The organism is Pseudomonas oryzagri (assembly GCF_020831405.1).
In the GTDB taxonomy this organism is placed as follows: Bacteria; Pseudomonadota; Gammaproteobacteria; order Pseudomonadales; family Pseudomonadaceae; genus Geopseudomonas; species Geopseudomonas oryzagri.
The window spans coordinates 1-24,504 of record NZ_JAJHPU010000023.1; the positions used below are offsets into that span (position 1 = coordinate 1).

At 67.5% G+C, this 24,504-nt stretch carries 23 protein-coding genes and 1 pseudogene; 12 read left to right on the forward strand and 12 right to left on the reverse strand.

The features are described 5' to 3' along the window. Nucleotides 1-218: 218 nt before the first annotated feature. From LMJ29_RS09520 to LMJ29_RS09545, 6 genes and pseudogenes are all read right to left on the reverse strand, one after another. Nucleotides 219-542: a helix-turn-helix domain-containing transcriptional regulator gene (locus LMJ29_RS09520; RefSeq protein WP_229605286.1), complete on the reverse strand. Its 324-nt coding sequence runs from the start codon at nt 540-542 to the stop codon at nt 219-221. 6 nt (nt 543-548) lie between these two features. After that, nucleotides 549-887 (reverse strand): annotated as a pseudogene (locus LMJ29_RS09525) (type II toxin-antitoxin system RelE/ParE family toxin). Nucleotides 888-1,075: 188 nt separating this feature from the next. Next, nucleotides 1,076-1,516 (reverse strand): nuclear transport factor 2 family protein, encoded by a 441-nt coding sequence (locus LMJ29_RS09530; RefSeq protein WP_229605287.1) that lies wholly within the window; start codon nt 1,514-1,516, stop codon nt 1,076-1,078. A 165-nt stretch (nt 1,517-1,681) separates the two neighbouring features. Further along, nucleotides 1,682-3,811, reverse strand: a complete 2,130-nt coding sequence (locus LMJ29_RS09535; RefSeq protein WP_229605288.1) for an FAD-dependent oxidoreductase — start codon at nt 3,809-3,811, stop codon at nt 1,682-1,684. A 218-nt stretch (nt 3,812-4,029) separates the two neighbouring features. Further along, nucleotides 4,030-4,866 carry an alpha/beta fold hydrolase gene (locus LMJ29_RS09540; RefSeq protein ID WP_229605289.1) on the reverse strand — a complete coding sequence of 279 codons (837 nt, stop codon included), beginning with the start codon at nt 4,864-4,866 and terminating at the stop codon, nt 4,030-4,032. A 13-nt stretch (nt 4,867-4,879) separates the two neighbouring features. Further along, nucleotides 4,880-6,214, reverse strand: a complete 1,335-nt coding sequence (locus tag LMJ29_RS09545; protein ID WP_229605290.1) for a spinster family MFS transporter — start codon at nt 6,212-6,214, stop codon at nt 4,880-4,882. A gap of 179 nt (nt 6,215-6,393) precedes the next feature. On the opposite strand from LMJ29_RS09545, the gene LMJ29_RS09550 reads away from it, so the two are divergent. From LMJ29_RS09550 to LMJ29_RS09590, 9 genes are all read left to right on the forward strand, one after another. Further along, a complete protein-coding gene (locus LMJ29_RS09550) occupies nt 6,394-7,131 on the forward strand; it encodes an SDR family NAD(P)-dependent oxidoreductase (protein WP_229605291.1) in 738 nt (245 codons plus the stop codon). A gap of 13 nt (nt 7,132-7,144) precedes the next feature. Next, nucleotides 7,145-7,918: an SDR family NAD(P)-dependent oxidoreductase gene (locus LMJ29_RS09555; RefSeq protein WP_229605292.1), complete on the forward strand. Its 774-nt coding sequence runs from the start codon at nt 7,145-7,147 to the stop codon at nt 7,916-7,918. A 76-nt stretch (nt 7,919-7,994) separates the two neighbouring features. Beyond that, nucleotides 7,995-8,627, forward strand: coding sequence for a nuclear transport factor 2 family protein (locus LMJ29_RS09560; RefSeq protein ID WP_229605293.1), 633 nt, complete (start codon nt 7,995-7,997; stop codon nt 8,625-8,627). A 10-nt stretch (nt 8,628-8,637) separates the two neighbouring features. After that, nucleotides 8,638-9,711 (forward strand): alkene reductase, encoded by a 1,074-nt coding sequence (locus LMJ29_RS09565; RefSeq protein WP_229605294.1) that lies wholly within the window; start codon nt 8,638-8,640, stop codon nt 9,709-9,711. Nucleotides 9,712-9,747: 36 nt separating this feature from the next. Next, nucleotides 9,748-11,607, forward strand: a complete 1,860-nt coding sequence (locus LMJ29_RS09570) for a long-chain-acyl-CoA synthetase (protein ID WP_229605295.1) — start codon at nt 9,748-9,750, stop codon at nt 11,605-11,607. Beyond that, nucleotides 11,600-12,685, forward strand: coding sequence for an MBL fold metallo-hydrolase (locus LMJ29_RS09575; protein ID WP_229605296.1), 1,086 nt, complete (start codon nt 11,600-11,602; stop codon nt 12,683-12,685). The genes LMJ29_RS09570 and LMJ29_RS09575 overlap by 8 nt, the downstream gene beginning before the upstream one ends. A 70-nt stretch (nt 12,686-12,755) precedes the next feature. Further along, nucleotides 12,756-14,360 carry a DUF1302 domain-containing protein gene (locus LMJ29_RS09580; protein ID WP_229605297.1) on the forward strand — a complete coding sequence of 535 codons (1,605 nt, stop codon included), beginning with the start codon at nt 12,756-12,758 and terminating at the stop codon, nt 14,358-14,360. 262 nt (nt 14,361-14,622) lie between these two features. Next, nucleotides 14,623-15,834 carry a thiolase family protein gene (locus LMJ29_RS09585; RefSeq protein WP_229605298.1) on the forward strand — a complete coding sequence of 404 codons (1,212 nt, stop codon included), beginning with the start codon at nt 14,623-14,625 and terminating at the stop codon, nt 15,832-15,834. 5 nt (nt 15,835-15,839) lie between these two features. Further along, entirely contained in the window at nt 15,840-16,778 is a 939-nt protein-coding gene (locus tag LMJ29_RS09590) for a bifunctional OB-fold nucleic acid binding domain-containing protein/MaoC family dehydratase (protein ID WP_229605299.1), read from the forward strand. A 205-nt stretch (nt 16,779-16,983) separates the two neighbouring features. Here the strand turns inward: LMJ29_RS09590 and LMJ29_RS09595 are convergent, their stop codons facing one another. Continuing rightward, nucleotides 16,984-17,151 (reverse strand): hypothetical protein, encoded by a 168-nt coding sequence (locus tag LMJ29_RS09595; RefSeq protein WP_229605300.1) that lies wholly within the window; start codon nt 17,149-17,151, stop codon nt 16,984-16,986. Between the two features lie 11 nt (nt 17,152-17,162). After that, nucleotides 17,163-18,602 (reverse strand): cytochrome-c oxidase, cbb3-type subunit I, encoded by a 1,440-nt coding sequence (gene ccoN / locus LMJ29_RS09600; RefSeq protein WP_229605301.1) that lies wholly within the window; start codon nt 18,600-18,602, stop codon nt 17,163-17,165. A 399-nt stretch (nt 18,603-19,001) separates the two neighbouring features. Here ccoN and LMJ29_RS09605 point away from each other — a divergent pair, with 399 nt between their 5' ends. Beyond that, nucleotides 19,002-19,397, forward strand: a complete 396-nt coding sequence (locus LMJ29_RS09605; RefSeq protein ID WP_229605302.1) for a DUF6306 domain-containing protein — start codon at nt 19,002-19,004, stop codon at nt 19,395-19,397. A gap of 25 nt (nt 19,398-19,422) precedes the next feature. Here the strand turns inward: LMJ29_RS09605 and LMJ29_RS09610 are convergent, their stop codons facing one another. Next, nucleotides 19,423-19,986, reverse strand: coding sequence for a hypothetical protein (locus tag LMJ29_RS09610; RefSeq protein ID WP_229605303.1), 564 nt, complete (start codon nt 19,984-19,986; stop codon nt 19,423-19,425). A 526-nt stretch (nt 19,987-20,512) separates the two neighbouring features. Continuing rightward, the gene (gene sixA / locus LMJ29_RS09615) at nt 20,513-20,992 is read right to left on the reverse strand and encodes a phosphohistidine phosphatase SixA (RefSeq protein ID WP_229605304.1); all 480 of its coding nucleotides are present in this window, start codon (nt 20,990-20,992) and stop codon (nt 20,513-20,515) included. A 459-nt stretch (nt 20,993-21,451) separates the two neighbouring features. On the opposite strand from sixA, the gene LMJ29_RS09620 reads away from it, so the two are divergent. Continuing rightward, on the forward strand, nt 21,452-22,324 hold the full coding sequence (locus LMJ29_RS09620) for a GNAT family N-acetyltransferase (RefSeq protein ID WP_229605305.1): 873 nt from the start codon (nt 21,452-21,454) through the stop codon (nt 22,322-22,324). After that, nucleotides 22,324-23,238, forward strand: coding sequence for an allantoinase PuuE (gene puuE / locus LMJ29_RS09625; RefSeq protein ID WP_229605306.1), 915 nt, complete (start codon nt 22,324-22,326; stop codon nt 23,236-23,238). Before LMJ29_RS09620 ends, puuE begins: the two co-directional genes overlap by 1 nt. Nucleotides 23,239-23,315: 77 nt before the next feature. Here the strand turns inward: puuE and LMJ29_RS09630 are convergent, their stop codons facing one another. Continuing rightward, complete coding sequence (locus LMJ29_RS09630) at nt 23,316-23,669, reverse strand: DUF1428 domain-containing protein (protein WP_229605307.1); 354 nt, start codon at nt 23,667-23,669, stop codon at nt 23,316-23,318. 357 nt (nt 23,670-24,026) lie between these two features. Next, nucleotides 24,027-24,410 carry a YfeK family protein gene (locus LMJ29_RS09635; protein ID WP_229605308.1) on the reverse strand — a complete coding sequence of 128 codons (384 nt, stop codon included), beginning with the start codon at nt 24,408-24,410 and terminating at the stop codon, nt 24,027-24,029. Nucleotides 24,411-24,504 lie beyond the last annotated feature (94 nt).

The window sequence follows — 24,504 nt, forward strand, 5'->3', positions numbered from 1 at the left end:
TAGGTCATCGTCAAGCACCTATACCGAACCCCCGATCAGCTCGCGCTGGTCGGGGGTTCGTCTTTTACGTCCGGAAATTTTCACAGCCTGGGCTGGAGCGAAAGCGGCCTGCTGTATCGGCTGGCCGGACAGCTAGAGCAGGAGAGGCCGTGGCAGGGGGCGAGCGGGAAGCGTGGGCAGCAAGGGCTGCGCCCCCAAGCACTTCGTGCAGCGATTGGTCAGGCGGCACTCACCGCCTGGACTCGGATATCCACGCCCAGTTTGGCGCGGATGACGGCAAAGATGGCGGCCAGATTGTCCATGCTGGGGTTGCCGCTGGCAGAGAGCATGCGGTGCAGGCTCTTGCTGGGCTTGGCGGTCTCCCGGGCCAGCGCCTCGAAACCCACGGTCGCATTGACCAGATCGCGGAGAATCACGCGAGCGGCTTCCGGCTCGCCATTCAGGAACAGGGTGGCCGCCTCGTCCAGCAGCGCTTGGGCGAAGGCGGGATCGCGCTGGGCGCGCTCTGCCACGGTTTTCTTGAAGCTGCGGGTGAGTGCCATTGCAGATTACCTCGCTCGTTTCGCCGCGCTCTTGCGGCTCCGGTACTCGGCCAGCAGCTCCTTCGCCTGCCTGATGTCGGTCTTCTGGCTGGCCTTGGTACCGCCGCCAAACAGGATGATCAGCCGATTGCCTTCCTGGACCAGATAGATCCGGTAGCCAGGTCCCCAGTCGATGCGGTACTTGCCGAGACCTTCGAACCACTTGATGCTGGATGTATCACCCATCTCCATGCGCACGATGGCCGTCGAAACCTTGGCGGCTGCCTAGGCATCCAGGGACGAAAACCAGCGCTCGAATGGGCTGGAATCATCTGGGCGAAGGTATTCTTCGATGGCGATGGTCATGGCTGAATAGTAACTAATGAGTTACTAATAAACAACCGACCGACCCAGGTCTACGGATAGCGCAGCTGATAAGTCGCAGGTGGTCCATACACACCGGAGTGGGCAGGGCGGGGGCGAATCGGTGCCCTGGCCAGGCCCTGTAGGGGTAGCGGCGATGAGCCATGACATCACGCCACTACCTCCGCCGCTCAGTGCCCGGAGTAGTTCTGCAGATGGCGACTCATATCCCCCACCAGATCCAACCGATACTCCCGCGCGGTGAAGCACCACTCCCCGTCGATACGCGCGAAGCAGTCGAGGTAGCGGCCGCTGGCGATGGCCTGCAGCGGCAACTGCTCGGTAGCCTGGAACACCGTGTAGCAGGAGCGCGCGCTGGCCGTGCCGGCGGCTTCGTCGATCTCGACGATGGGGTTGGAGATCAGGTGGCGGGTGCGTGGGGTGCCGCAGGGATAGAGGACGATGATCCGCTGCCACAGGGCGAGCAGGCCGGCATGGTCGAGCGTGCCGTTGCCGCCGGCCTGGATGCGGGCGTGGCGGAACAGCGCGGCGGCGTCCTCGAGGTGCCCGGCGTCGATGGCTTCGGCGTAGCGGTAGAGCAGATTGTGGATGGCGCGCATCGCGTCGTTCATCGGCAGGTTTCCTGGGCGGAGCGTGGCGGGCAACCGATTTCCTGTAGGGGCGAATTTATTCGCCAAACCCTCCCGGCAAAGCGAATGAATTCGCCCCTACAGGGGTAATGCGATTTCCGGGGAAGTGAAGTGGACGCTGCGGACGAATCCGCAGCGCCCGTTGGTTCACACCGCGCAGCCGGCGCGCAGGCCCGAGGCCATGGCGCCCTCGATGTAGCCCAGCTCGTTGCAGTCGCCCAGGCGGGTGACGGCGAAGCCGCTGGCTTCCAGGGTGCGCGCCAGGCTGTCGTCCGGTTCGGCGCCGACGGCGAGCACCACCGAGTCGGCGGCGACCTCGGCGCTCTGGTCGTCGGCGCTGCGGTAGCTGACCTTGTTGCGGCCGATCGACTGGACCTCGACGCCGGTGAGCAGCTGCGCCTGGTGCTCCTGCAGGCCGTGCAGCACGCGCCAGCGGCGCACGATGGCCAGCTCGCGGCCAAGGCTCGGGCCGCTCTCCAGCACGCAGACCTCGCGGCCGCGCTCAACCAGGAACTCGGCCAGCTCCAGGCCGACCAAGCCGCCGCCGACGATCACCACGCGCTTGCCGAGCGGCATCCACACGTGGGAGAGCTTCTGCATGGCGGAGGTCGAGTCGGTGACGCCGACCAGGCTGCCGGCCTTCATCATCGCCCGCTGGGCCAGCGACAGCTTGCGTTTGGCGATTTCCTCGGCGCGGTCGCCGGTGAGCAGGCGGCGCAGCTCGTCGCCGCTCCACACGTGGTCCTGCTCGGCGCCGGGGATCGCCGGCGCGGCGCGGCGGGCGCCGGTGGCGACCAGCACCGCGTCGGCGCCCAGTTCGCGCAGCAGCTCTGGGGTGGCCTCGCTGTTGTAGCGCACCTCGATCGGCAGGTTGCGCACCTGCTCCACCAGATGGTCGAGCAGGCGGCCGTTCTCGGCGTAGGCGAGGGCGGCGAAGAACAGCGTGCCGCCGAGGCGGTCGCTGCGCTCCAGCAGGGTGACGCGGTGGCCGCGCAGCGCGGCGACCCGCGCCGCCTCCATGCCGGCCGGACCGCCGCCGACCACCACCACATGGCGCGGTGTGGCGGCCGGGGCGATGACCAGCTCGGCTTCGTGGCCGGTGCGCGGGTTGACCGCGCACTTGACCCGCTGGTTGATGAAGATCTGGCTGACGCACACGTAGCAGTAGATGCACGGGCGGACGTCCTGCGGGCGGCCGGCGATCAGCTTGTTGGGCAGTTCGGGGTCGGCCAGCAGCTTGCGCGCCATGGCGACGAAGTCGAACTGCCCCTTGGCGATGCCCTGGTCGCCGACCTCGGGCTCGACGCGGCCGACGGCGATCACCGGGATATCGATTTCCTTCCTGATCGCCTCCGCCCACTCCAGGAAGCCGCCCGGCTGCTGAACCAGCGGCGCCTCGGTGAAGGCCACGCCCTCGGTGACCGCGGCGTAGGCCGACACGCTGACCGCGTCGGCGCCGGCAGCGGCGGCCATCACCGCCACGGTCTTGGCGTCCTCCAGGCTGATGCCGCCGGGGGTGCGCAGTTCGTAGGCGTCCAGGCGCAGCCACACCGGGAAGTCCTTGCCGACCCGCGCGCGCACCGCGGCGAGCACCTCCATGAGCAGGCGCGCGCGGTTCTCCAGCGGGCCGCCGTACTCGTCGTCGCGCTTGTTGAAGTAGGCGGAGAGGAAGCCGGCGATGATGTAGTTGTGCGCGGCGTGGATCTCCACGCCGTCGAAGCCGGCGCGCTGGGCGCGCTCGGCGGCGGCGGCGAACCACTCGACCATCTGCGCGATGTCTGCCCAGTCCATCACGCGGATCGCGGCGCCGCCCTCGCGGCGCTTGCTGGAGCTGACGAAGGTGCCCAGCTCCTCGCGGGTCAGCGCCGCCATCATGTTGGTGTTGAGCGCCGGAGGAATCGACGGCACCCAGATCGGCCGGCCCTCGGCCATGTCGCGCACGGCGACCTTGCCGGCGTGCTGCAGCTGCATGGCGATCTTCGCGCCGTGCTTGTGCACCCGGCTGGCCAGCGCGGACAGGCCGGGCAGGAAGTCATCGGAGGACACGCCGACCTGGTAGGGCTCGGCGGTGCCGTGCGGATAGGCGATGGAGCACACGCCCATGATCAACAGGCCCGCGCCACCCGCGGCACGCGCCTCGTAGTAGGCCTGGATGCGTTCGCCGCAGTGGCCGTCGGCCTCGGCGAAGTTGGAGCCCATCGGCGCCATGACGATGCGGTTGCGCAGTTCGAGCGTGCCGATGCGCCCCGGAGCGAGGAGGTGGTTGAAGCTGGTCATGAAGGATCTTCCCTTGCTGGCGGATTGCCGCAGCGCGGCAACCCGCTGATTGTTCGAGCTTCGCCGAGGAGTCAGGGTAATTGCACGAAGCCGAAAAGGCTCGACATGAGCTGACTGCCGCCTGCAGGAGCGGATTCATCCGACCGCCCCGAGGTGCGGCAGCTCGGCGGCTTGCCGCGCCACGGGCGCGGTTGGCGAATGAATTCGCCCCTACGGTTTCATGCACTTGCTTCGCCGAGGAAGTCCAGGCAGCTGCGGTTGAACAGCTCGGTGTGCTCGACCTGCACCCAGTGGCCGCAGCGGTTGAGCAGCAGGCAGCGCGCGTGCGGGGCGTTGTCGAGCAGCTTGAGCGCGCCGCCGACCGGGTTGAAGCGGTCGACGGTGCCCCAGAAGGCCAGCACCGGGCAGGTCAGCTCGCCGAGGCGCTCGGTCATGTTGGCCACGCGCATGCCGGCGAACAGGCTGCGCGGCTGGGTGGCGGCCACCGCGGCGCGCTCGGCGAGCAGGGTGTCGTCGAGCAGCGCCGGGTCGAACAACTGCAGGGTCATCACCTGGCGCATCTCCTCGATGCCCATCGGACCTCTGCCATAGACCTCGACCATGCGCTGGATGCCCTCCATCTGGAAATAGGTCTCGCGCTCCTCGAGGCCGCCCGGAGCCATCAGGATCAGTTTTTCCACGGTCTGCGGATGGGCCAGCGCCTGGCCGAGGGCGATGGCGCCGCCCAGCGAGTTGCCGACCAGGGTGCAGCGCTCGATGCCGACGACGGCAAGGAAGGCGTTCAGCGCGGCGACGAAGAAGTCCAGGCAGTACTCGGTGTCCTCGGGCTTGTCCGAGCGGCCGAAGCCGGGCAGGTCGAGGACGATGTTGCGGTAGCCGGCGGCGGCGAATACCGGGTAGTTGGTCTTGAAGTTGCTGAAGCCGCTGGCCCCCGGGCCGCTGCCGTGCAGCCAGAGCACCACCGGGCCCTGGCCCTCGTCGAGGTAGTGCAGGCGCAGGCCGTCGGGCAGGGTGGCGAAGTGGCCGAGGGGCAGCGGAAGGTCTTGTGCGGACATGGCGATCTCCTGATCAGGCGGTAGCGGTGGTGGCGCCGGGGGCGGCCCTGGAAGGCGACGGCTGGCCGAGCAACTGGCGGCGGTAGCGCGGCAGGGCCAGGACGAGGAACAGCGCGGCCAGCACCAGCAGCGACATCGAGGCGGCCAGCGAGTAGCGCAACGCCTCGCTGCCGGCGATGGGGGTGAAGTAGTCGCTGAGCATGCCGGTGACCAGCGGGCCGAGGCCGACGCCGAGCAGGCTCATGCCCATGACGAAGATCGAGGTGGCCTGGGCCAGGCGGTTGGCCGGGAACAGGTGGCTGATCGCGCCCAGGCAGGGGGTCGCCCACCAAGTGCCGAAGAAGCCGAACGGGATGTAGAACAGGAAGGCGGTCGGCACGCCGATGCCGAAGGCGGAGAAGGCGACGCCAGCCGGCCAGAGGAAGTAGGCGAGGCCGAAGGGAATGCTGATCAGGGTGCCGAGCAGGGGCACGCCGATCTGCCAGCCGCAATCGCGGCGCGCCATGCGGTCGGTGACCCAGCCGCAGGCCAGGGTGCCGATGGCCGAGCAGCTGCCGCCGACCACGCCGACCAGCAGGCCGGCCTCCTTGAGCGACAGGCCGTGGGAACGGATCAGGTAGCTCGGGCTCCAGGTGCCGATGGCGTAGCCGGCGACGGCGGCGGCCGAACCGGTCAGCACGATCCACATGAAGCCCGGGGTTTGCAGCAGCAGGCCGAGGGTCTGCAGCCAGCTCTCCTGGGTGCGGCCGGCGCCGGCCGGGGCGAGCGGGCGCGGCGCGCGCACCGTGGCCCACAGTAGCAGGGCGAGCAGGATGCCCGGGGCGCCGAGGACCAGGAACGCGGCGCGCCAGCCGTGGTGCTGGGCGATCCAGCCGCCGAGACCCAGACCGAACACCGCGCCCAGGCTGGAGCCGAGCATCAGCACCGAGATCGCGCTGGAGCGGCGTCGCGGCGGGTAGAGGTCGGAGACCATCGCCACCGAGGGCGCGGTGCCGCCGGCCTCGCCGATGGCCACGCCGATGCGCGCCAGCAAGAGGAACAGGAAGCTGCCGGCCAGGCCGCAGAGCATGGTCATCACGCTCCAGGCGAGGCAGGCCATGACGATCACCGGCTTGCGCCCGATGCGGTCGGACAGCCGGCCGAGCGGGAAGCCGAACAGGGTGAAGAACAGCGCGAAGGTCAGCCCGGAGAGCAGGCCGATCTGGGTGTCGGAGATGGCGAACTCGGCCTTCACCGGCTCGATAAGGATCGCCATCAGCTGCCGGTCGATGTAGTTGAACACGTAGATGACGGTCAGTACCGCCAGGGCGTAGTGGCTACGCCAGGTGACGCACGCAGGTGGGTTCACGGCCAGATCCTCTTGGTGTTCTTCTGCAAAAGTTGAGTGGCAGGCTCCGCTTTGCACCCTACAAGGGGCATCGTCAAATTGGACGATGCCCCCCTGCCGCCCGCCGCCAATCATGAGTCCCGTGGTCGCTGCGGGACTTTCCCCGCTGCGATGGAACATTCGCTTGCGGGAGAACGCACATGAAGCTGGTGAACAAGGTGGCTTTCGTCACCGGAGCGGGGCAGGGCATGGGGCGGGCGATGGTGCGCCGCTTCGCCGCGGAGGGCGCCATGGTGGTGGCGGCGGACATCAACCTGGACGCCGCGCGCGAGACCATCGAAGGGCTGGCCGGCGGCAACGCCCTGGCGCTGGCCTGCAACGTCGCCGACAGCGCCTCGGTGGCGGCCGCCATGGCTGCCGTGGTCGAGCGCTTCGGCCGTCTCGACGTGCTGGTCAACAACGCCGGCATCGGCTCGGTCGACGCCTTCCTCGACACCCCCGACGAGAACTGGCTGCGCGTCATCGGCGTCAACCTCACCGGCGTGTTCCTGTGCAGCCGCGAGGCCGCGCGCCTGATGCACCAGCGCGGCGAGGGCGGGGTGATCGTCAACCTGTCGAGCACCGCCGCCATTTCCGGCGAGGGGCCGAGCCACTACTGCGCCGCCAAGGCCGGCGTGATGGGCCTGACCCGCAGCCTGGCCCGCGAACTGGCCGCCAGCCAGATCCGCGTCAACACCATCGTTCCCGGCCCGACCAACACCCCGATGATGGCCGGCATTCCCGACGACTGGATGCAGAGCATGGTCAAGGCCATCCCGCTCGGCCGCATGTGCGAGCCGGACGAGATCGCACGCGTCGCGGCCTTCCTGGCCAGCGACGACGCCAGCTTCATCACCGGCCAGAACATCGCCGTCAACGGCGGCATGGCCTTCATCTGAGGAGGGGAGAACGATGACAGCACGTCTTGCAGGCAAGGTCGCCTTCATCACCGGCGGCAGCTCGGGCATCGGTGAGGCCACCGCCCACCGCTTCGCCGAGGAAGGCGCCACCGTGATCATCTGCGGCCGCCGCGCCGAGCCGCTGGAAACGGTGGTCGCCGCCATCCGCGCCAAGGGCGGCAACGCCGAATGCGTGGTCGCCGACGTCAGCGACGAGCACAGCTTCGTCGCCGCCATCGAGACGGCCGCCCAGCGCCACGGCCGCCTGGACATCATGGTCAACAACGCCATGGCCTACAGCTGGGGCGCCATCACCGAGACCGACACCCCGACCTGGCACGGCAACTTCTCCACCACCGTGGACGGCACCTTCTGGGGCACCCGCACCGCGATGCGCCTGATGCAGCAGCAGGGCGGCGGTTCGATCGTCAACCTGGCGTCGATCTGCGGCCTGTTCGGCACCGCCTGGATGGCCGGCTACTCGGCGGCCAAGGCCGCGGTGATCAACTTCAGCCGCGCTGCCGCCTCCGAAGGCGCGGCGGCCAAGGTCCGCTGCAACGTGGTGATCCCCGGCGTGGTCGCCACCCCGGCTACCGCCGGCATGCTGGCCGACGACAAGGGCCGCGCCAACACCGAGAAGCTGATCCCGATGCGCCGCGTCGGCGAGCCGGTGGAGCTGGCCAACGCCATCCTGTTCCTCGCTTCCGACGAAGCCTCCTACGTCACCGGCGCCAGCCTGACGGTGGACGGCGGGCGCAGTTCGGACCTCTACACCGTACTCGAATAACGCCGTGCGTCATCTCCCCGCGCGCGGCGCCAGCGCCCGCGCGGGGCCGAATCCCCCCGTAGCAAGGGCAATCCCAATGGATAACAACAACAGCCTCGCCGCGCGCCTGGACCGCCTCGAATCCATCGAGGAAATCCGCCAACTGGCCGGCAAGTATTCGCTGTCGCTGGACATGCGCGACCTCGACTCCCACGTCAACCTGTTCGCCCCGGACATCCGCGTCGGCCGCGAGAAGATCGGCCGCGCCCACCTCAAGAGCTGGCTGGACGACACCCTGCGCAACCAGTTCGACGGCACCTCGCACCACCTCGGCCAGCACATCATCGAGTTCGTCGACGCCGACCACGCCACCGGCGTGGTGTATTCGAAGAACGAGCACGAGACCGGCGCCGAGTGGGTGATCATGCAGATGCTCTACTGGGACGACTACGAGCGCATCGACGGGCGCTGGTACTTCCGCCGCCGTCTGCCCTGCTACTGGTACGCCACCGACCTGAACAAGCCGCCGATCGGCCAGCGCAAGATGCGCTGGCCCGGCCGCGAGCCCTATCACGGCACCTTCCACGACCTGTTCCCCTCCTGGAGCGAGTTCTGGGCCGCGCGCCCGGACAAGGAGAGCCTGCCCGAGGTCGCCGAGCCGGCGCCGCTGGAAGGCTTCCTCGCCACCCTGCGCCGCGGTGCCGGCGCGCCGAAGATCCGCGTGCGCTGAGGAGATGGCCATGAATCCGCTGTTCCAACCCATTCGCCTCGGCGAAATCGAATTGGCCAACCGCGTGGTGATGGCGCCGATGACGCGCAGCCGCGCTGCCGACGACGGCATGCCTACCCTGGACATGGTCGAGTACTACGCCCAGCGCGCCGGCGCCGGCCTGATCGTCGCCGAGGGCACCGCGCCCTCGGCCGCCGGCCTCGGCTACTGCCGCACCCCGGGCATCTACAGCGCCGCGCAGATCGCCGCCTGGCGCGGCGTCACCCAGGCGGTGCACGCCGCCGGCGGGCGCATCGTCCTGCAACTGATGCACGTCGGCCGGGTCTCCAGCCACCACAACAAGCCGGCCGGCGCGGCGACCGTGGCGCCCTCGGCGCTGCGCGCGCGCACCCAGCTGTACAGCGACGCCGCCGGCATGGTCGACACCGACGAGCCCACGGAGCTGAGCACCGCGCAGGTCCAGGAGGTGATCGAGGAGTTCGCCCAGGCCGCGCGCAACGCCCGCGCCGCCGGCTTCGACGGCGTCGAGCTGCACTGCACCAGCGGCTACCTGCCGATGCAGTTCATGGCCGAAGGCAGCAATAAGCGCACCGACCAGTACGGCGGCAGCGTGGAGAACCGCGTGCGCTTCCCCGCCGAGGTGCTCGCCGCCATGGCCGAGGCCATCGGGCCGGGCCGCGTCGGCCTGCGCATCTGCCCCGGCAATCCCTACAACGACGCCGAGGACAGCGACCCGCTCGCCACCACGACGGCGCTGCTCGACGCCATCGCGCCATTCGGCCTGGCCTACCTGCACGTGATGCGCGCGCAGGTGCCGGGCCTCGACGCCTTCGCCCTGGCCCGCGCGCGCTTCCCCGGCGCGCTGATCCTCAACGACGGTTTCGACGGCCAGTCGGCGCGCGAGGCCATCGAGGCCGGGCAGGGCGAGGCGGTGTCCTTCGCCCGCCACTACGTCGGCAACCCTGACCTGGCCGAGCGCCTGCGCGTCAACGCGCCGCTGGCCGGCTTCGACCGCAAGACGCTCTACACCGTCGGTCCATGCGGCTACACCGACTATCCGCGCTGGCCGGTGCCGGCGCAGTGAGCCTGGCGACCCGCGAAGCCTTTCAGGGGAAACGACATGAACGATCGCATTGATGCGCAACCGGTGGCGGCGCTGGACGCCGCTCCGGTACCCCGCGAGGTCACCCAGGCGCGCCTCGACCGCCGAGCCGCGGCCAGCGCGCTGGTCAAGCCGCGCGACCTCTACACCATCGCCGACCGCCTCGAGGAGCAGGCGCTGCGCCATGCCGCGCAGCCCATGCTGATCTACGGCGGCGAGCGCTACAGCTACGCCGAGGTGGACGCGCGCGCCAACCAGGTGGCCCATGCCGCCCTGGCCCGCGGCCTCAAGGCCGGCGACGTGTGCGCGCTGGCCCTGGAGAACCGCCCGGAGTTCTTCTTCGCCTGGTTCGGCCTGGTCAAGCTCGGCGTGGTGGTGGCGCCGCTCAACACCCACGTCAGCGGCAAGCCGCTGGCCCACGCGCTGGAGAGCACCGGTGCGCGCGCCGTGCTGGCCGGCGAGGAATGCCTGGCCAACTTCGCCGCCAGCGAAGGCCTGCCGGCCGTGCCGCTGTGGCTGGTGCCGGACGCCGAGAAGCCGGCCACCGACGAGCTGCGCGCGCTGGCCGACGCCGGCTTCGCCGCCGAGGTGGCGGTCGCCTCGCGCGAGGCGCCGCCCCGCAGCCTGCGCGAAGGCATCACCGCCGAGACGCCGAGCCTGCTGATCTTCACCTCCGGCACCACCGGCCTGCCCAAGGCGGCGCGCTACAGCCACATGCGCTGGATGAGTTCGGGCGACGTGATGGTGGTGACCCTCGAGGCCACCCCGGCGGACGTCTTCTACTGCTGCCTGCCGCTCTACCACGGCGCGGCGGCCACCTCGGTGACCTCCACCGCGCTCAAGGCCGGCGCCGCCATAGTGGTGCGCCGCCGCTTCAGCGTGCGCGAGTTCTGGAACGACGTGCGCCGCAACGGCATCACCGTGCTGCAGTACATCGGTGAGATCTGCCGCTACCTGCTCAACCTGCCGGAGGACCCACGCGACCGCGAGCACAGCCTGCGCGCCATGCTCGGTGCCGGGCTGTCCCCGGAGTCTTGGCAACGCTGGGTGGAGCGCTTCGGCGCGGTGCAGATCTTCGAGGGCTGGGGCTCGACCGAGGCCAACGCCAACCTGATCAACGTCGACAACCGCATCGGCTCCTGCGGCCGCGTGCCGTACTGGGAGAAGACCAACTTCCGCCTGGTGCGTTTCGACGTGGAGAGCGAGGCGCACCCGCGCGACGCCAACGGCTTCTACCTGCTCTGCCAGCCGGGCGAGGTGGGCGAGGCGGTCGGCCGCATCATCAACCATCCGGACATCGGTGGCGGCCGCTTCGAGGGCTACACCTCGGCCGAGGCCACCGAGAAGAAGATCCTCCGCGACGTGTTCGAGACGGGCGACTCCTACTGGAGCTCGGGCGACCTGCTGCGCTACGACGAGGACGGCTACTTCTACTTCGTCGACCGCATCGGCGACACCTTCCGCTGGAAGAGCGAGAACGTCTCGACCCTGGAGGTGGCCGACGCCCTGGTCGACTACCCGGGTCTGGAGCTGATCAACATCTACGGCGTGCAGGTGCCTGGGCAGGAGGGCCGCGCCGGCATGGCCGCGGTGCTGATGCAGGAGGGCCACGCCTTCGATCCGCAGAGCTTCTACGCGCTGACCGAGGCGCGCCTGCCGCGCTACGCCGCGCCGGTGTTCGTGCGCGTGTCGGCCACCGCCGACCTGACCAGCACCTTCAAGCTGCGCAAGGTCGACCTGCAGCGCCAGGGCTACGACCCGGCGGCGTTCGCCGACCCGCTGTACGTGCGCGACGACGGCGCCGGCACCTACCGGCCGTACTCGGCCGAGGTGCTGGCCGGCATCGGCCTGCGGCCCTTCGGTGACAGCCATGGCTGAACTCGACCACAACGGCCATGAGCTGAAGGCCGGCCTGCGCTTCCCCTGGGTGGCGCCGCCGGCCGCCGGCGAGACGCTGGAGGTGGCGCCCGGCGTGCTCTGGCTGCGCATGCCGCTGCCGTTCGGGCTGGACCACATCAACCTCTACCTGCTGCGCCACGACGACGGCTGGGTGGCGGTGGACAGTGGCCTCGCCACCGAGCAGAGCCGCGCGGTGTGGGAGCAGGTGCTGGGCGGCGTGCTGGAAGGCCGCCCGCTGCTGGCGCTGGTCTGCACCCACTTCCACTACGACCACAGCGGGCTGCTCGGCTGGCTGGCCGAGCGCTTCCGCTGTCCGGTGTACATGACCCACGCCGAGTACCAGGCGATCCACGTCGCGCCGCCGCAGGACGACGAGCCGCACTGGGCGTTCCACCAGTACTACCGCCAAGCCGGGCTGAGCGAGGAGGATTCGGTGGCGTTCCTGCCGCTGATCCGCCAGGCGCACTTCCGGCCGACGCCGCCGGCCGCCTTCCGCCGGCTCAGGGAGGGCAGCGTGCTGCCCATCGGCGGGCGGCGCTGGCAGGTGGTGGTCGGCCGCGGCCACTCGCCCGAGCATGCCTGCCTGTACAGCGCCGAGGACGGCCTCTTGATCTCCGGCGACCAGGTGCTGCCGCGCATCACCCCGACCGTCGGCGTCAGCGTCGACGAGCCGGACGGCGATCCCCTGCGCGACTGGCTGGAGTCCCTCGACCGGCTGGGCCAGCTGCCGGACGAGGTGCTGGTGCTGCCGGCCCACGAGCGGCCGTTCCACGGCCTGCACACGCGGCTGACCCAGCTGCGCGAGCACCACCGAAGGCACCTCGACCTGGCGCTGGAGCGCTGCGCCCAGCCGTGCACGGCGGCCGAGCTGATGGCCGAGCTGTTCCCGCGCCTGAGGAGCCGTTTCGACGAGCTGATGGCCATCGCCGAGACCCTGGCGCACTGCAACTACCTGATCGGCGAGGGGCTGCTGGTGCGCGAAACGGAGGCGGGCGTGCACCGCTATCGCCGCGTCCGGTCCGGGGAGACGACCGGCGCGCCTTCTAGTCCTTTTTGACGACGAGTTCGGTCGAGCGAAGTCTGGAAACTCGACTCGGCCGGTTGGCCTTCATTAGGAGAGAAGCAGCATGCACAATAAGAAAAACCCACGTTGCACCGCTCTGGTAGCCCAGAGTTTCCCGCTGATGGGGCTGGCCGCCGCCATCGCCATGGCCAGCGCGGCCGCCCAGGCCGGCGAGACCATCGAGTTCGACAACGGCGCCACCCTCGACTGGACGATCACCACCAGCTACGGCATCGGCGTGCGCACCGCATCCCCCGACAGCGCGCTGATCGACGGTGCGACGACCATCAACAGCGACGACGGCGACCGCAACTTCGACAAGGGCAGCCTGGTCACCAACCGCCTCGGCGCGCTGGCCGAGCTGATCCTGCGCAAGGACGACTACGGCGCGGTGCTGCGCGCCAGCACCTTCTACGACGACGTCTACCACAACGGCAACGACAACGATGCGCCGGACCGGGTGAACAAGTTCGGCGCGCACGACGAGTTCACCAGCGACGCCAAGTACTACAGCGGCGGTCGCAGCCGCATCCTCGATGCCTATGTGTTCGGCGGCTGGCGTACCGACGACGGCCAGAGCATCGACGTCAAGGTCGGCGAGCACGTGGTGTCCTGGGGCGAGAGCCTGATCTACCCGGGCGTCTCCGGCGCGCAGTCGCCGGTCGACGTGGTCAAGGCCTCGCTGCCGGGCATCGAGGCCAAGGAAGTGCTGCTGCCGGTGGGCCAGGTCTCCGGGCAGTGGAGCCTCAACGAGCAGTTCAGCCTGGGCGGCTACGTGCAGTACGAGTGGAGCGGCAACGAACTGGCGCCGGCCGGCAGCTACATGTCGACCAGCGACGTCACCGGCCCGGGCCGCGAGCTGCTGCGTGCCGGCGCGCTGTCGATCCCCTACCTGGATACCAACGAACCGCGCAGCAGCGGCCAGTGGGGCCTGCAGATGCGCTACCGGCCGACCCCGGACCTGGAGCTGTCGCTGTTCCGCATCAACTACCACGACCGCAACCCGGCCGGCATCGAGCTGCTGCCCGGGGTTGCCAACCCGCGGATCCCGCGCGGCTACGTGATCGACTACTTCGAGGACATCCACCTCACCGGCCTGAGCTTCTCCACCAAGATCGGCGACACCCAGGTTGGCGGCGAATGGTCGTACCGCGACGGCGCGCCGGTGCAGGTGCTGACCGCCGCCGGTCCGAAGCCGACCAAGGGCCGCGGCCAGCAGATGCAGCTGTCGTTCATGCGCATCCTCGGCGACCGTCCGTGGGCCAGCCAGACCACCTTCATGGGCGAGATCGCCCATATCCGGGTGGACGACGTCGACGACCTCAACGGTGCCGACGACGACACCTTCAAGACCGCCTCGGCGTGGAAGAGCAAGACCGCCACCGCCTACTCGCTGGTCGGCGTGTTCAACTATCCGGGTGTGTTCACCGGCTGGGACCTGGACGTGCCGGTGCGCTTCTCGCACATCGTCGAGGGTGCCACGCCGCTGTCCGGCACCATCTCCGGCGCCAAGGGCGACCGTCGCCTGACCGTCGGCACCACCTTCAAGTACATGGGCAACCTGGAAATCGGCCTGGCCTACAACGCCTTCCTCGGCGAGCCCGACCCGATCAAGCGTCAGCTGGCCGACCGGGACTATGCGACCCTGTCCGCCAAGTATTCGTTCTGACCAGGATGGGCCGGGGAGCGCGTGCTGCCCGGCCCGTTCGATCAGGGCAATGGCATGAATCCGGTCAGTCCGTTGTAGGGGCGAATTCATTCGCCATGGGCCGCAACGCGGCCCCGCAGGTTGCCAAGGGCGGGCCGGTGGCCTGCCTGGCGAATGAATTCGCCCCTACAGGATGATCCGGTCAACCCGATTCGAACGATCCGCGCCGGGCGCGACTGCTGCATAGTGGTTGCAGTCGCGCCCTGCGCCAGTGGAGACAACCATGGGACTCAAAGGCAACGCCGCCATCGTCGGGGCGGCCCAGTACAAACCGGAGAAGTACGCCACCGCGCCGCGCATGTTCCACCTGGAGCAGGTGGCCGACCTCGCCGCGCGCGCCCTGGCCGACGCCGGCCTGCAAGCCTCGGACCTCGACGGCCTGGTGATCAACGGCCCGCAGTTCCACGAGGCCTCGGTGTTCGTCCCGGCCATGGCCGCCGAATACCTGGGCATGAAGCTCAACTTCGCCGAGGTGGTCGACCTGGGCGGCTGCACCTCGGTGGCCATGGTCTGGCGCGCCGCCGCCGCCATCGAACTGGGCCTGTGCCAGGCGGTGCTCTGCGTGCTGCCGGCGCGCATGGCGCCCTTCGGCCCCGACGAGGACCCGAGCTGGATGGCCCGCGCCATGCGCTTCGGCGGCCATAGCACGGCCTTCGGCGCGCCCGAGGCGGAGTTCGACCTGCCCTACGGGCACATGGGCCAGAACACCGGCTACGCGATGATCGCCCAGCGCTACGCCGCCCAGTACGGCTATGACGCCGCGGCCATGGCCAAGATCGCCGTCGATCAGCGCTTCAACGCCCAGTTCAACCCCGAGGCCATGTTCTACGGCCAGCCGCTCACCGTGGAGCAGGTGCTGGCCAGCAAGATGGTCGCCGACCCGCTGCACGTGCTGGAGATCGTCATGCCAGTGGCCGGCGGTGCGGCGCTGATCGTCGCCTCCAAGGAAGTCGCCGCCCGCGCGCGCAACCGCGGCGCGGTGGTCACCGGCTTCGGCGAGCACCTGGAGTTCAAGTCGCCGTCCTACGCCGACGACATGACCCGCACGCCGGTTGGCCCGGCCTCGGACCGCGCCTTCGCCATGGCGGGCCTCAAGCCCGCCGACATGCACGCCGCGCAGATCTACGACTGCTACACCATCACCACGCTGCTCACCCTGGAGGACGCCGGCTTCGCGCCCAAGGGCGAGGGCATGCGCTTCGTCCGCGAGAACGACCTGACCTGGCGCGGCAACTTCCCGATGAACACCCACGGCGGCCAGCTCAGCTTCGGCCAGGCCGGCTCGGCCGGCGGCATGTCGCAGGTCATCGAGGCCTTCCACCAGATCGCCGGCCGCGCCGGCGACCGCCAGCTCGCCCGCTGCGACAACGTCTACGTCTCCGGTACCGGCGGCGTGATGAGCGAGCAGGGCGCACTGATTCTCCAGGGAGCATGAGCGAGATGTCGACCAACAAACCGATGCCCGCGCCGACGGAAATCTCGGCACCGTTCTGGGCTGGCCTCAAGGAACAGCGCCTGACCCTGCCGCAGTGCCAGGCCTGCGGCCACTGGATCTTCTACCCGCGTCGCCACTGCGACCGCTGCTACTCCCACGACCTGAAATGGCAGGACGTTTCCGGCAGCGGCACGCTGTACAGCTTCACCGTGGCGCGCATCCCGACCCTGCCGGACTTCGCCGACGAGGCGCCGCAGAAACTCGCTGTGGTCGAGCTGGACGAGGGCGTGCGGATCAATACCACCCTGATCGGCCTGGAGGAGGGCGAGATCAAGATCGGCATGCGCCTCAAGCCGGTGTTCGACACTGTGAACCGCGAGGGCGACACCCTGCTGCGCTTCACCGGCATCGACAAGGACGTGGCTCCGCGCCGCTTCGACGCGCCGCAGGCCGTGGAGCAGGTCGAGGAGCAGGCGCCGCGCCGGCAGATCCGCGTCGACGACGCCGAGGCCCTGCACGCGCTGGTCAGCGACGAGTTCACCGCGTGGAGCAACCAGATCGTCGTCGACCAGGCGCTGATCGACGAGTTCGCCAGGCTGTCCGGCGACGACTACTGGATCCACACCGACCCGGAACGCGCCCGCAAGCAGGGCCCGTTCGGCGGCACCATCGCTCACGGCGCGCTGGTCCAGGTGCTGATGTCGCGCCTCAAGGTGCCGTTCGAGCACGAGATCGTCGGCTTCACCAATATGGTCAACTACGGCTCCGACCGCCTGCGCTTCCCCAGCCCGGTGCCGGCCGGATCGCGCATCCATTCCCGCGGCCGGGTCAAGGCCGTGGAGATCGGCAAGCGCGGCACCCAGCTGACCCTGGAGCTGAACATCCACGTGGTCGGCAGCGAACGCCCGGCGGTGATCAACGACCTGGTCGTGCTGTACATGTAAGGCCCCTGCGAAGTGTCACCCTTTGGCCGCCCGGGGCGCATGCGTCGGGCGGTCTTTTTTGTTTGTGGCGGACTGAGGGGCGTGACGGGCAGGGGATAGGCTGGCGAAAAAAAACGAGCCCGCGCGAGTAGCGGCAGGCTCGAGGAGTGTCCTCGTGGGACGGGGCGCCATCCATGGCATGGAACTCTCGGTTGGCGGCTGACCCTCAGGCGACCAGCCGGCGCGACTCGGCAGCGGCCAGGCGCCACATGGCCTGGGGATCGTCGGCGAAGGGCAGGTGCGCGGCAGCGTCCAACTCCTCGGCGGAATGGCCTTTCAGGCTGCGGTACAGGCCAAACAGGCTCAGCAGGGTGAGGCAGGTCAGCATCAGCATGGCGGTGCTCCTCAGTGCGCGACTGCGGCAGGGATGCGCGGCGCCACCCGCTCGCCGCTACTTACGGTACGCCAGACGTTCCACGCCATCAGCAGCATGCCGCTGGCGAAGACGCCGCCGCCGATCAGGCGCACCACATAGCCGGCATGGCTGGCTTCCAGCGCCTCGACGAAGGAGTAGGTGAGGGTGCCGTCGGCGTTGACCGCGCGCCACATCAGGCCCTGGGAGATGCCGTTGACCCACATGGCGGCGATGTACAGCACGGTGCCGATGGTCGCCATCCAGAAGTGCGCGTTGATCAGCGCAATGCTGTGCATCCGTTCGCGCCCGTACAGGCGCGGAATCATGTGGTAGAGCGTGCCGATGCTGATCATCGCCACCCAGCCCAGTGCGCCGGCGTGCACGTGGCCGACGGTCCAGTCGGTGTAGTGGGAGAGGGCGTTGACGGTCTTGATCGCCATCATCGGCCCCTCGAAGGTGGACATGCCGTAGAAGGCCAGCGACACCACTAGGAAGCGCAGGATGGGGTCGTCGCGCAGTTTGTGCCAGGCACCGGAGAGGGTCATCATGCCGTTGATCATGCCGCCCCAGGACGGTGCCAGCAGGATCACCGACATCACCATGCCGAGCGACTGCGCCCAGTCGGGCAGGGCGGTGTAGTGCAGGTGGTGCGGGCCGGCCCAGATGTACAGCGAGATGATCGCCCAGAAGTGCACGATGGACAGGCGGTAGGAATAGATCGGCCGCCCGGCCTGCTTGGGCACGAAGTAGTACATCATGCCGAGGAACCCCACCGAGAGGATGAAGCCCACCACGCTGTGGCCGTACCACCACTGGATCATCGCGTCGGTGGCTCCCGAGTACAGCGGGTAGGACTTGAGCAGGCCCACCGGGATGACCGCGTGGTTCACGATGTGGACCATCGCCGTGACGATGATGAACGCGCCGTAGAACCAGTTGCCGACGTAGATGTGGCGCACCGTGCGCCGGGCGATGGTGCCGAAGAACAGCCAGGCGTAGGCGATCCAGACGATGGTCACCCACAGGGCGATGGGCCACTCCATCTCGGCGTATTCCTTGGAGGTGGTGAAGCCCAGCGGATAGCTGAACAGGATGGCCACCACTGCGGCCTGCCAGCCCCAGAACACGAAGCTGGCCACGCGATCGGAGATCAGCCGCGCCCGGCTGGTGCGTTGCACCACATAGAAGGACGTGGCGAACAGGGCGCCGCCGCCGAAGGCGAAGATCACCAGGTTGGTGTGGATCGGCCGTATCCGACCGAAGCTGGTCCAGGGCAGGCCGAGGTTCAGTTCGGGCCAGACCAGCTGGGCGGCGATGACGACGCCCATGGCCATGCCGAATACCCCCCAGAACAGGGTCGTCAGCGCGAACTGGCGGACGACCCTGTAGTTGTAGGTGGCTTCGGAGTCGGGAACGAATGCTGTTGTCATGGATGTTCCAGATGCACGCAAGGTTTTGGTTTCTTGCCCCGAAATGGGGCGTTGGCAAGGCGGCAATAGTCTGGCGTGCACCAAGATATTCAACAAACTAATAATAATGAATTTAAAGTGCATTATTTTTGATTTAAATATCCCGCAATGCACCTTGCCTGTCGCTCACCCCTCATGCCGCAGTGTTCGATCACAGCCCCCTCGGCGGTGCCGCCACCTTGCGTCCAGCGTGGCTGGCGCGCTTCTCGGTTGGAGGCGCTCGTCTTCTTTTAGTGCAATAAAATTGATTCGAAAGCGCATAAATATTCGTTATCAAAATACATCGCCAGGCGTGACACTGGAACCGTCCACCCCGCCCGGGATGTCGCTGGATATCCCGCACCTACAGGAGTTCGAACCATGTCCGTATCGCTCGAAGAACTGCTGCAAACCCTGCTCAGTGCCGAACGTGCCGGCGTCCAGGTGGCGTCGGCGAGCCTGCGCGAATGCCGGGACCCGGCCTTGCGGCCGCTGCTGGAACAGATCCTGGCCGGCGAGGGGGAGAGCTGTCGGCGCCTGCTGGCCTGCATGCAGCACCTGGGCCTGGAGCCGAACCGGCAGACCGGCGAGTTCTACGCGCGGGCGATGGCCATCGACGACCTGCACGAACGCCTGGCGTTCATCGATCGCGGCCAGCGCTGGGTGATCCGCAAGCTGCAGGAGGCGCTGCCCGACTGCGCGGACCCACTGGTGCGCGGGGAGCTGGAAACGGTGCTGCGTATCCACGAGGAGAACAGTGCGGCCACGCCGGCCTGACCGGCGGCGCCAGTCACCCGTCAACTCACCAAACCTTGGTCAGGCAATCTTGCACGCCTTGATATTGGGTTTTGGCGTTCTGCTTGTCCAACAAGACGCCGGGCTCGCTGGAGCTCGACGCATAACTAAGCAAATAGTTCACCTTGTTGGCTTCCACTTGTGGGTCTGGCGAACTTCCCGTCGGGACGACGATGACGGCGAAACCGTTGTGCGGGAGATCCTTTCCCGCCGGTATCGTGGTTGCTGTCGTCGCCAATGCACCGATTTTTTGCGCCAGACTCAGGCTGGTGGAAACACAGGCGGACGGGTTGAATGCAGTCGAGCAGAGCTTCGCCGGGTCGTAGGGAAAATCGACCTTGCCGCTGCGATTGTCGAGATTATTGACCCTGAAGATGACGTAGGCCGCTTCAGGGCCGGCGCTCACCACGTTGTTGCCCTCCTTGTAGCCGTTGCAGGCGCCGAGCTGCTCATACCTTATGGTCGCCGTCCCGTTGGGATTCGGGCACCCCGCGAGCAATCCGAGGAGCGACACGATGAAAAGCCGTAGCGAATAGAAACCAAGCGTCTTCACTTCCTCACCCTCACTCATCGAATAGTCTCTTGCAGGCACGCAGAGCGGTCGGCTCCATAACGGAACAAGAACCCGGCAGATATTTGCGAATAGCCAGTCACGGGCTTGCGTATGACTTTTGGGGCGCTCGCGCTCGAACATGCCAGGAACGACATGCACAGAAAAAGGAGATAAATTTTAGCTCATCTAATCCACAACTCCGCTACTGCAAGTTACCCAGAGCGTAGATTGCCATTCGTCAAAAAGAAAACGTGATACTTTCGCCGGCAAGAATCTTTTCGACTAAAAACATTCCGGAAAATTTCGCCGAGTCTTCGCGAGACTTCTGTGCGCCTGGCTCAAAGAGAAGGAGTCAAAGCCCGCGAATATTGGGGCTTGTGAAAACTCCACGACCGTCACGTATATGAATGCTCCTTACCTTCTCCGCGAGTGGAAAAGATAGTCGGCCAGGCAAAGGAGATAAAGGCACCATCACGCAAGACGGCCCGGGGGAGGGCCAGGATTACAGGCCAACTCGAATCCCCCTGAGCGGACCGAGCAGTCCTTACGAATACTTGATCGCCACCTTCTCGAGCTTCTTCCGGCCGATTTTCATCCACGACTTGGTATCGAATCTGAGCACGGCCACCGCACAGGTCGGCAGGTTGACGTCCTTGCTGGAAAGGCACAATACCAGTTCCGAGAGCAGCGGATTGTGGCCGACCAGCATCAGCCGCTTGTGCTCGTCGTCCGTCTCCTGCAGCAGCTGCAGCAGGTCATCCACCTGTCCGGTGTACAGCCGCTGATCCTGCACGATATGCCTGCGCTTGAACTCGAGCCTCTTGGCGATGGCATTCGCGGTGGCCAGCGCCCGCTGCGCGGGGCTGGAAACCAGCGCATCGACGGCCACGTCGGATTCGGCCAGGCGCCGGCCCATCTTCGCCGCGTCGTTCTTGCCCTTGTCGGTCAGGGGCCGCTCGCTGTCGGCCAGCCTGACATCGTCCCAACTCGACTGACCATGGCGAACCAGGAACAGCGTTTTCACGGTGCGCACCTCTCTGCAATGTGGCTTTAGTCGTAGGCTACCTGGCGCTGCTTACAAACAGATGTTCGCTGGGTCGACTGCACCTCCCGGCTTTTCCGAGCCCTGATCGTCTGGCGTATCCGAACGCCAAGGCTGGGATTGCCGCGCGCTCTTCCTTTCCCGAATCCCTCGCGGGTTCGTGCCGCTCGTCAGCCCGCGGCGATGGACAATGCCGCTACGGCAGCCATGGGGATCTTTTCGAAGACGCTCTTCCTCTAACGAGGAGGATGGAAAACGGGCCGCCCTGTCGCGCCACTATCCGAGGGATGTGACCGGGCGAGGCCCGGTCGCTCACCGTCATGCAGCAGGCGGCGGTGATCTGGGCGTTCGTCGGGTGCCCGCATAGAATGGCCACGCCTCGCCGACCGCAGCCATCCTTCGAGCTAGCCGCGGGGCCCGCAACCCAGGGAGAACTGCGTGATGTCCAATGAGCTTGTCATACGCCAAATGACCCGACCCGAGCTGGACCAACTGGTCGGCTGGGCGGCGGCGGAGGGCTGGAACCCCGGCCGGCACGATGCCGAGCTGTTCTGGGCCACCGATCCACAGGCCTTCGTCGCCGCCGAGCTGGACGGCGAGCTGATCGGCGGCGGCGCCATTACCTCCTACGCCGGCGAGTTCGGCTTCATGGGCTTCTTCATCGTCCGCCCCGAGTATCGCGGCCATGGCCTCGGCAACACCCTCTGGCTGGCGCGCCGCGACCGCCTGCTCGCCCGGCTGCGCCCAGGGGCGAGCATCGGCATGGACGGCGTGTTCACCATGCAGGACTACTACGCCAGGGGCGGCTTCGTGCTCTCCCACCGCAACCTGCGCTTCCGCGCCGATATTCCCCAGCAGCCGGCGGCGCCTGCGCTCGGCAACGAGGTGGTGGTCCAGCTGGCCCACCTGCCGTTCGAGCAATTGCTCGCCTACGACCGCACCTGCTTCCCCGCCGCGCGCGCGAACTTCCTCAGCACTTGGATTGCCCAGCCGGAGGGACTTGCCCTCGGCTGTCTGCGGGACGGCGAGCTGCGCGGCTATGGCGTCGTGCGACGCTGCCAGGAAGGTTGCAAGCTCGGCCCGCTGTTCGCCGACGACACCCAGGCCGCCGAGGTCCTCTACGCGCACCTGGCGACCTTCGCCGCCGGCGGTCCGCTGTTTATCGACGCCCCGGAGAACAACCCGGCCGCCATGGCGATGGTGCGGCGCCATGGCATGACCGAGGTGTTCGGCTGCGCGCGCATGTACCTGGGGCCCGCGCCGACGGTCGCGCAGGAGCGGGTGTTCGGCGTCACCACCCTCGAGCTGGGCTGATGGCCAAGCGCGATCTCACCGGCTACGCCGGCCGCCCGCCCCATCCGCACTGGCCGGGCGAAGCGCGCATCGCCGTGCAGTTCGTGCTGAACGTCGAGGAGGGCGCCGAATCCTCCATCCTCAATGGCGATGCCCAGTCCGAGGCCTATCTGCACGAGCTGCCGGACCGCCCGGCCCGGCCCGGCGAGCGCGACCCGAGCGTCGAGAGCATGTACGAGTACGGCTCGCGCGCCGGCGTGTGGCGCATCCTCGAGCTGTTCGCCGCCCGCGGCCTGCCGCTGACCGCCTTCGCCGTCGGCCACGCGCTGGAGCTCGCTCCCGAGATCGGCCAGGCGCTGGCCGCCGCCGGCCACGAAGTCGCCGGGCATGGCTATCGCTGGCTGGACTACCACCACATCGGCGAGGACGAGGAGCGCCGCCATATCCAGCTGACCGTCGAGGCCATCGGGCGAATCTGCGGCAAGCGTCCGGTCGGCTGGTACACCGGCCGGGTCAGCCCCAACACCCGGCGCCTGCTGCAGGAGGCCGGCGGCTTCCTTTACAGCTCCGACGCCTACAACGACGACCTGCCGTACTGGCTGCCCGGCGCGCCGGCGCAGTTGGTGATTCCCTACACCCTGGTCAACAACGACTTCCGCTATCTGCTGCCCAACGGCTTTTCCAGCGGCGAGGACTTCTTCCGCCTGCTCAAGGACGCCTTCGACCTGCTCTGGGAGGAGGGCGCGCAGCGGCCGAAGATGATGAGCGTCGGCCTGCACGGCCGCATCAGCGGCCATCCCGCCCGCGCAATGGCGCTGGCGCGCTTTCTCGATTACGTCCAGAGCCACGACAAGGTGTGGATCTGCCGGCGCGAAGAGATTGCGCGGCACTGGATGATCGAGCATCCGCCCGGCAAGGCAGAGCCCGCCTGCTGAACTGGCTGGGCGCGTCGGCGTCCCTGCCGAGGGGATGGGAGCCTGCGCAAGACCCCGAGGCCAACTCGCCGCGGCGTCTACAGATCGATGATCGTCTCGAAGCCGCCGTAGATCAGACGCTGGCCGTCGAACGGCATCGGATTCTGGTCGGGCTGCAGGCGCGGATCGGCCATGGCCTTATCCATGCCCTGGTCGCGTACGGCACGCGAAGGCCAGACGATCCAGGAAAACACCACCGTTTCACCCGGCGCGCACTTCACCGCCATGGGGAAGGACGTCACCTTGCCCTCGGGCACATCGTCGCCCCAGCACTCGACCACGTTGAGCGCGCCGTATTCCTTGAACACTTCAGCGGCGGCCTCTGCATGTTTTCTGTAGGTTTCCTTGTTCGCCGTGGGCACGGCGAGGACAAACCCGTCAACGTAGGACATTTCAAACCTCCTCTCTCCGCGAGGGAGAGCGAATGGGTGACAGCCGGTTGAGTCTGAACCAACCTCCGCGGATTCACCGCCAGAGGCCGACGGCCTGCCACCCGCACTGTCTGCGACCGAACGGCCGCGAGGCTGGTCGACCCAGCCGAAAGGCCCGGTGATCCGCTCGCCTTCGAGACGAAACACCTCGGCCCCCAACGTTCGACAGGCGCGGCAGGCAAACGGCTCAACGACTCGATGGACGGGTCAGTCGCCACGCTGCGCAGCCGCTTTCAGCCACCTGACCTCGGCGAGCACCTTACGGCCGTGGTTGGGTGGAAGGGCCGCAGAAAAGAGGAATTAGCCCAACCAAAAATATCATTTCGAGCCAGGGACCTTATTTTTACTGCCAGCGCGCATTTCCTGAAGTTCCTGGGTAAGCCACGCCTTGCTCTCTACAGGCGCAGAATTGCCGCACATGACTTTGTAGGGCTTGCCACTGACACTGCTCTTTGACGCAGCCAGATCGATAAACTGCTCGGCGTTTTTCAAGGAACCTCTTTTTTCGAGGTATTCAAGCTTGCCAAGTAAATGCTCCTTGGCTTCCGACGCCGTGTGCCAAGAGCCGTTCCGATAGAACTGGCATCCCGACGACTGGAGCCGATCCAGCAGGGAGTTGACCTCAATATGAGCTGCTGTACCGGCAGGTTCAGCCCAGAGGGGTTGGGCGACGAAAAACAGAATGATGAAGATGAAGCGCATGATGAGAATCCTCCTAACGATTATCTACCGAGCGGTCAAGAGTGTAGCATTTTGAGTGCCCAGCAAACGAAGTGAGAGATAGTTGAGCGCATTG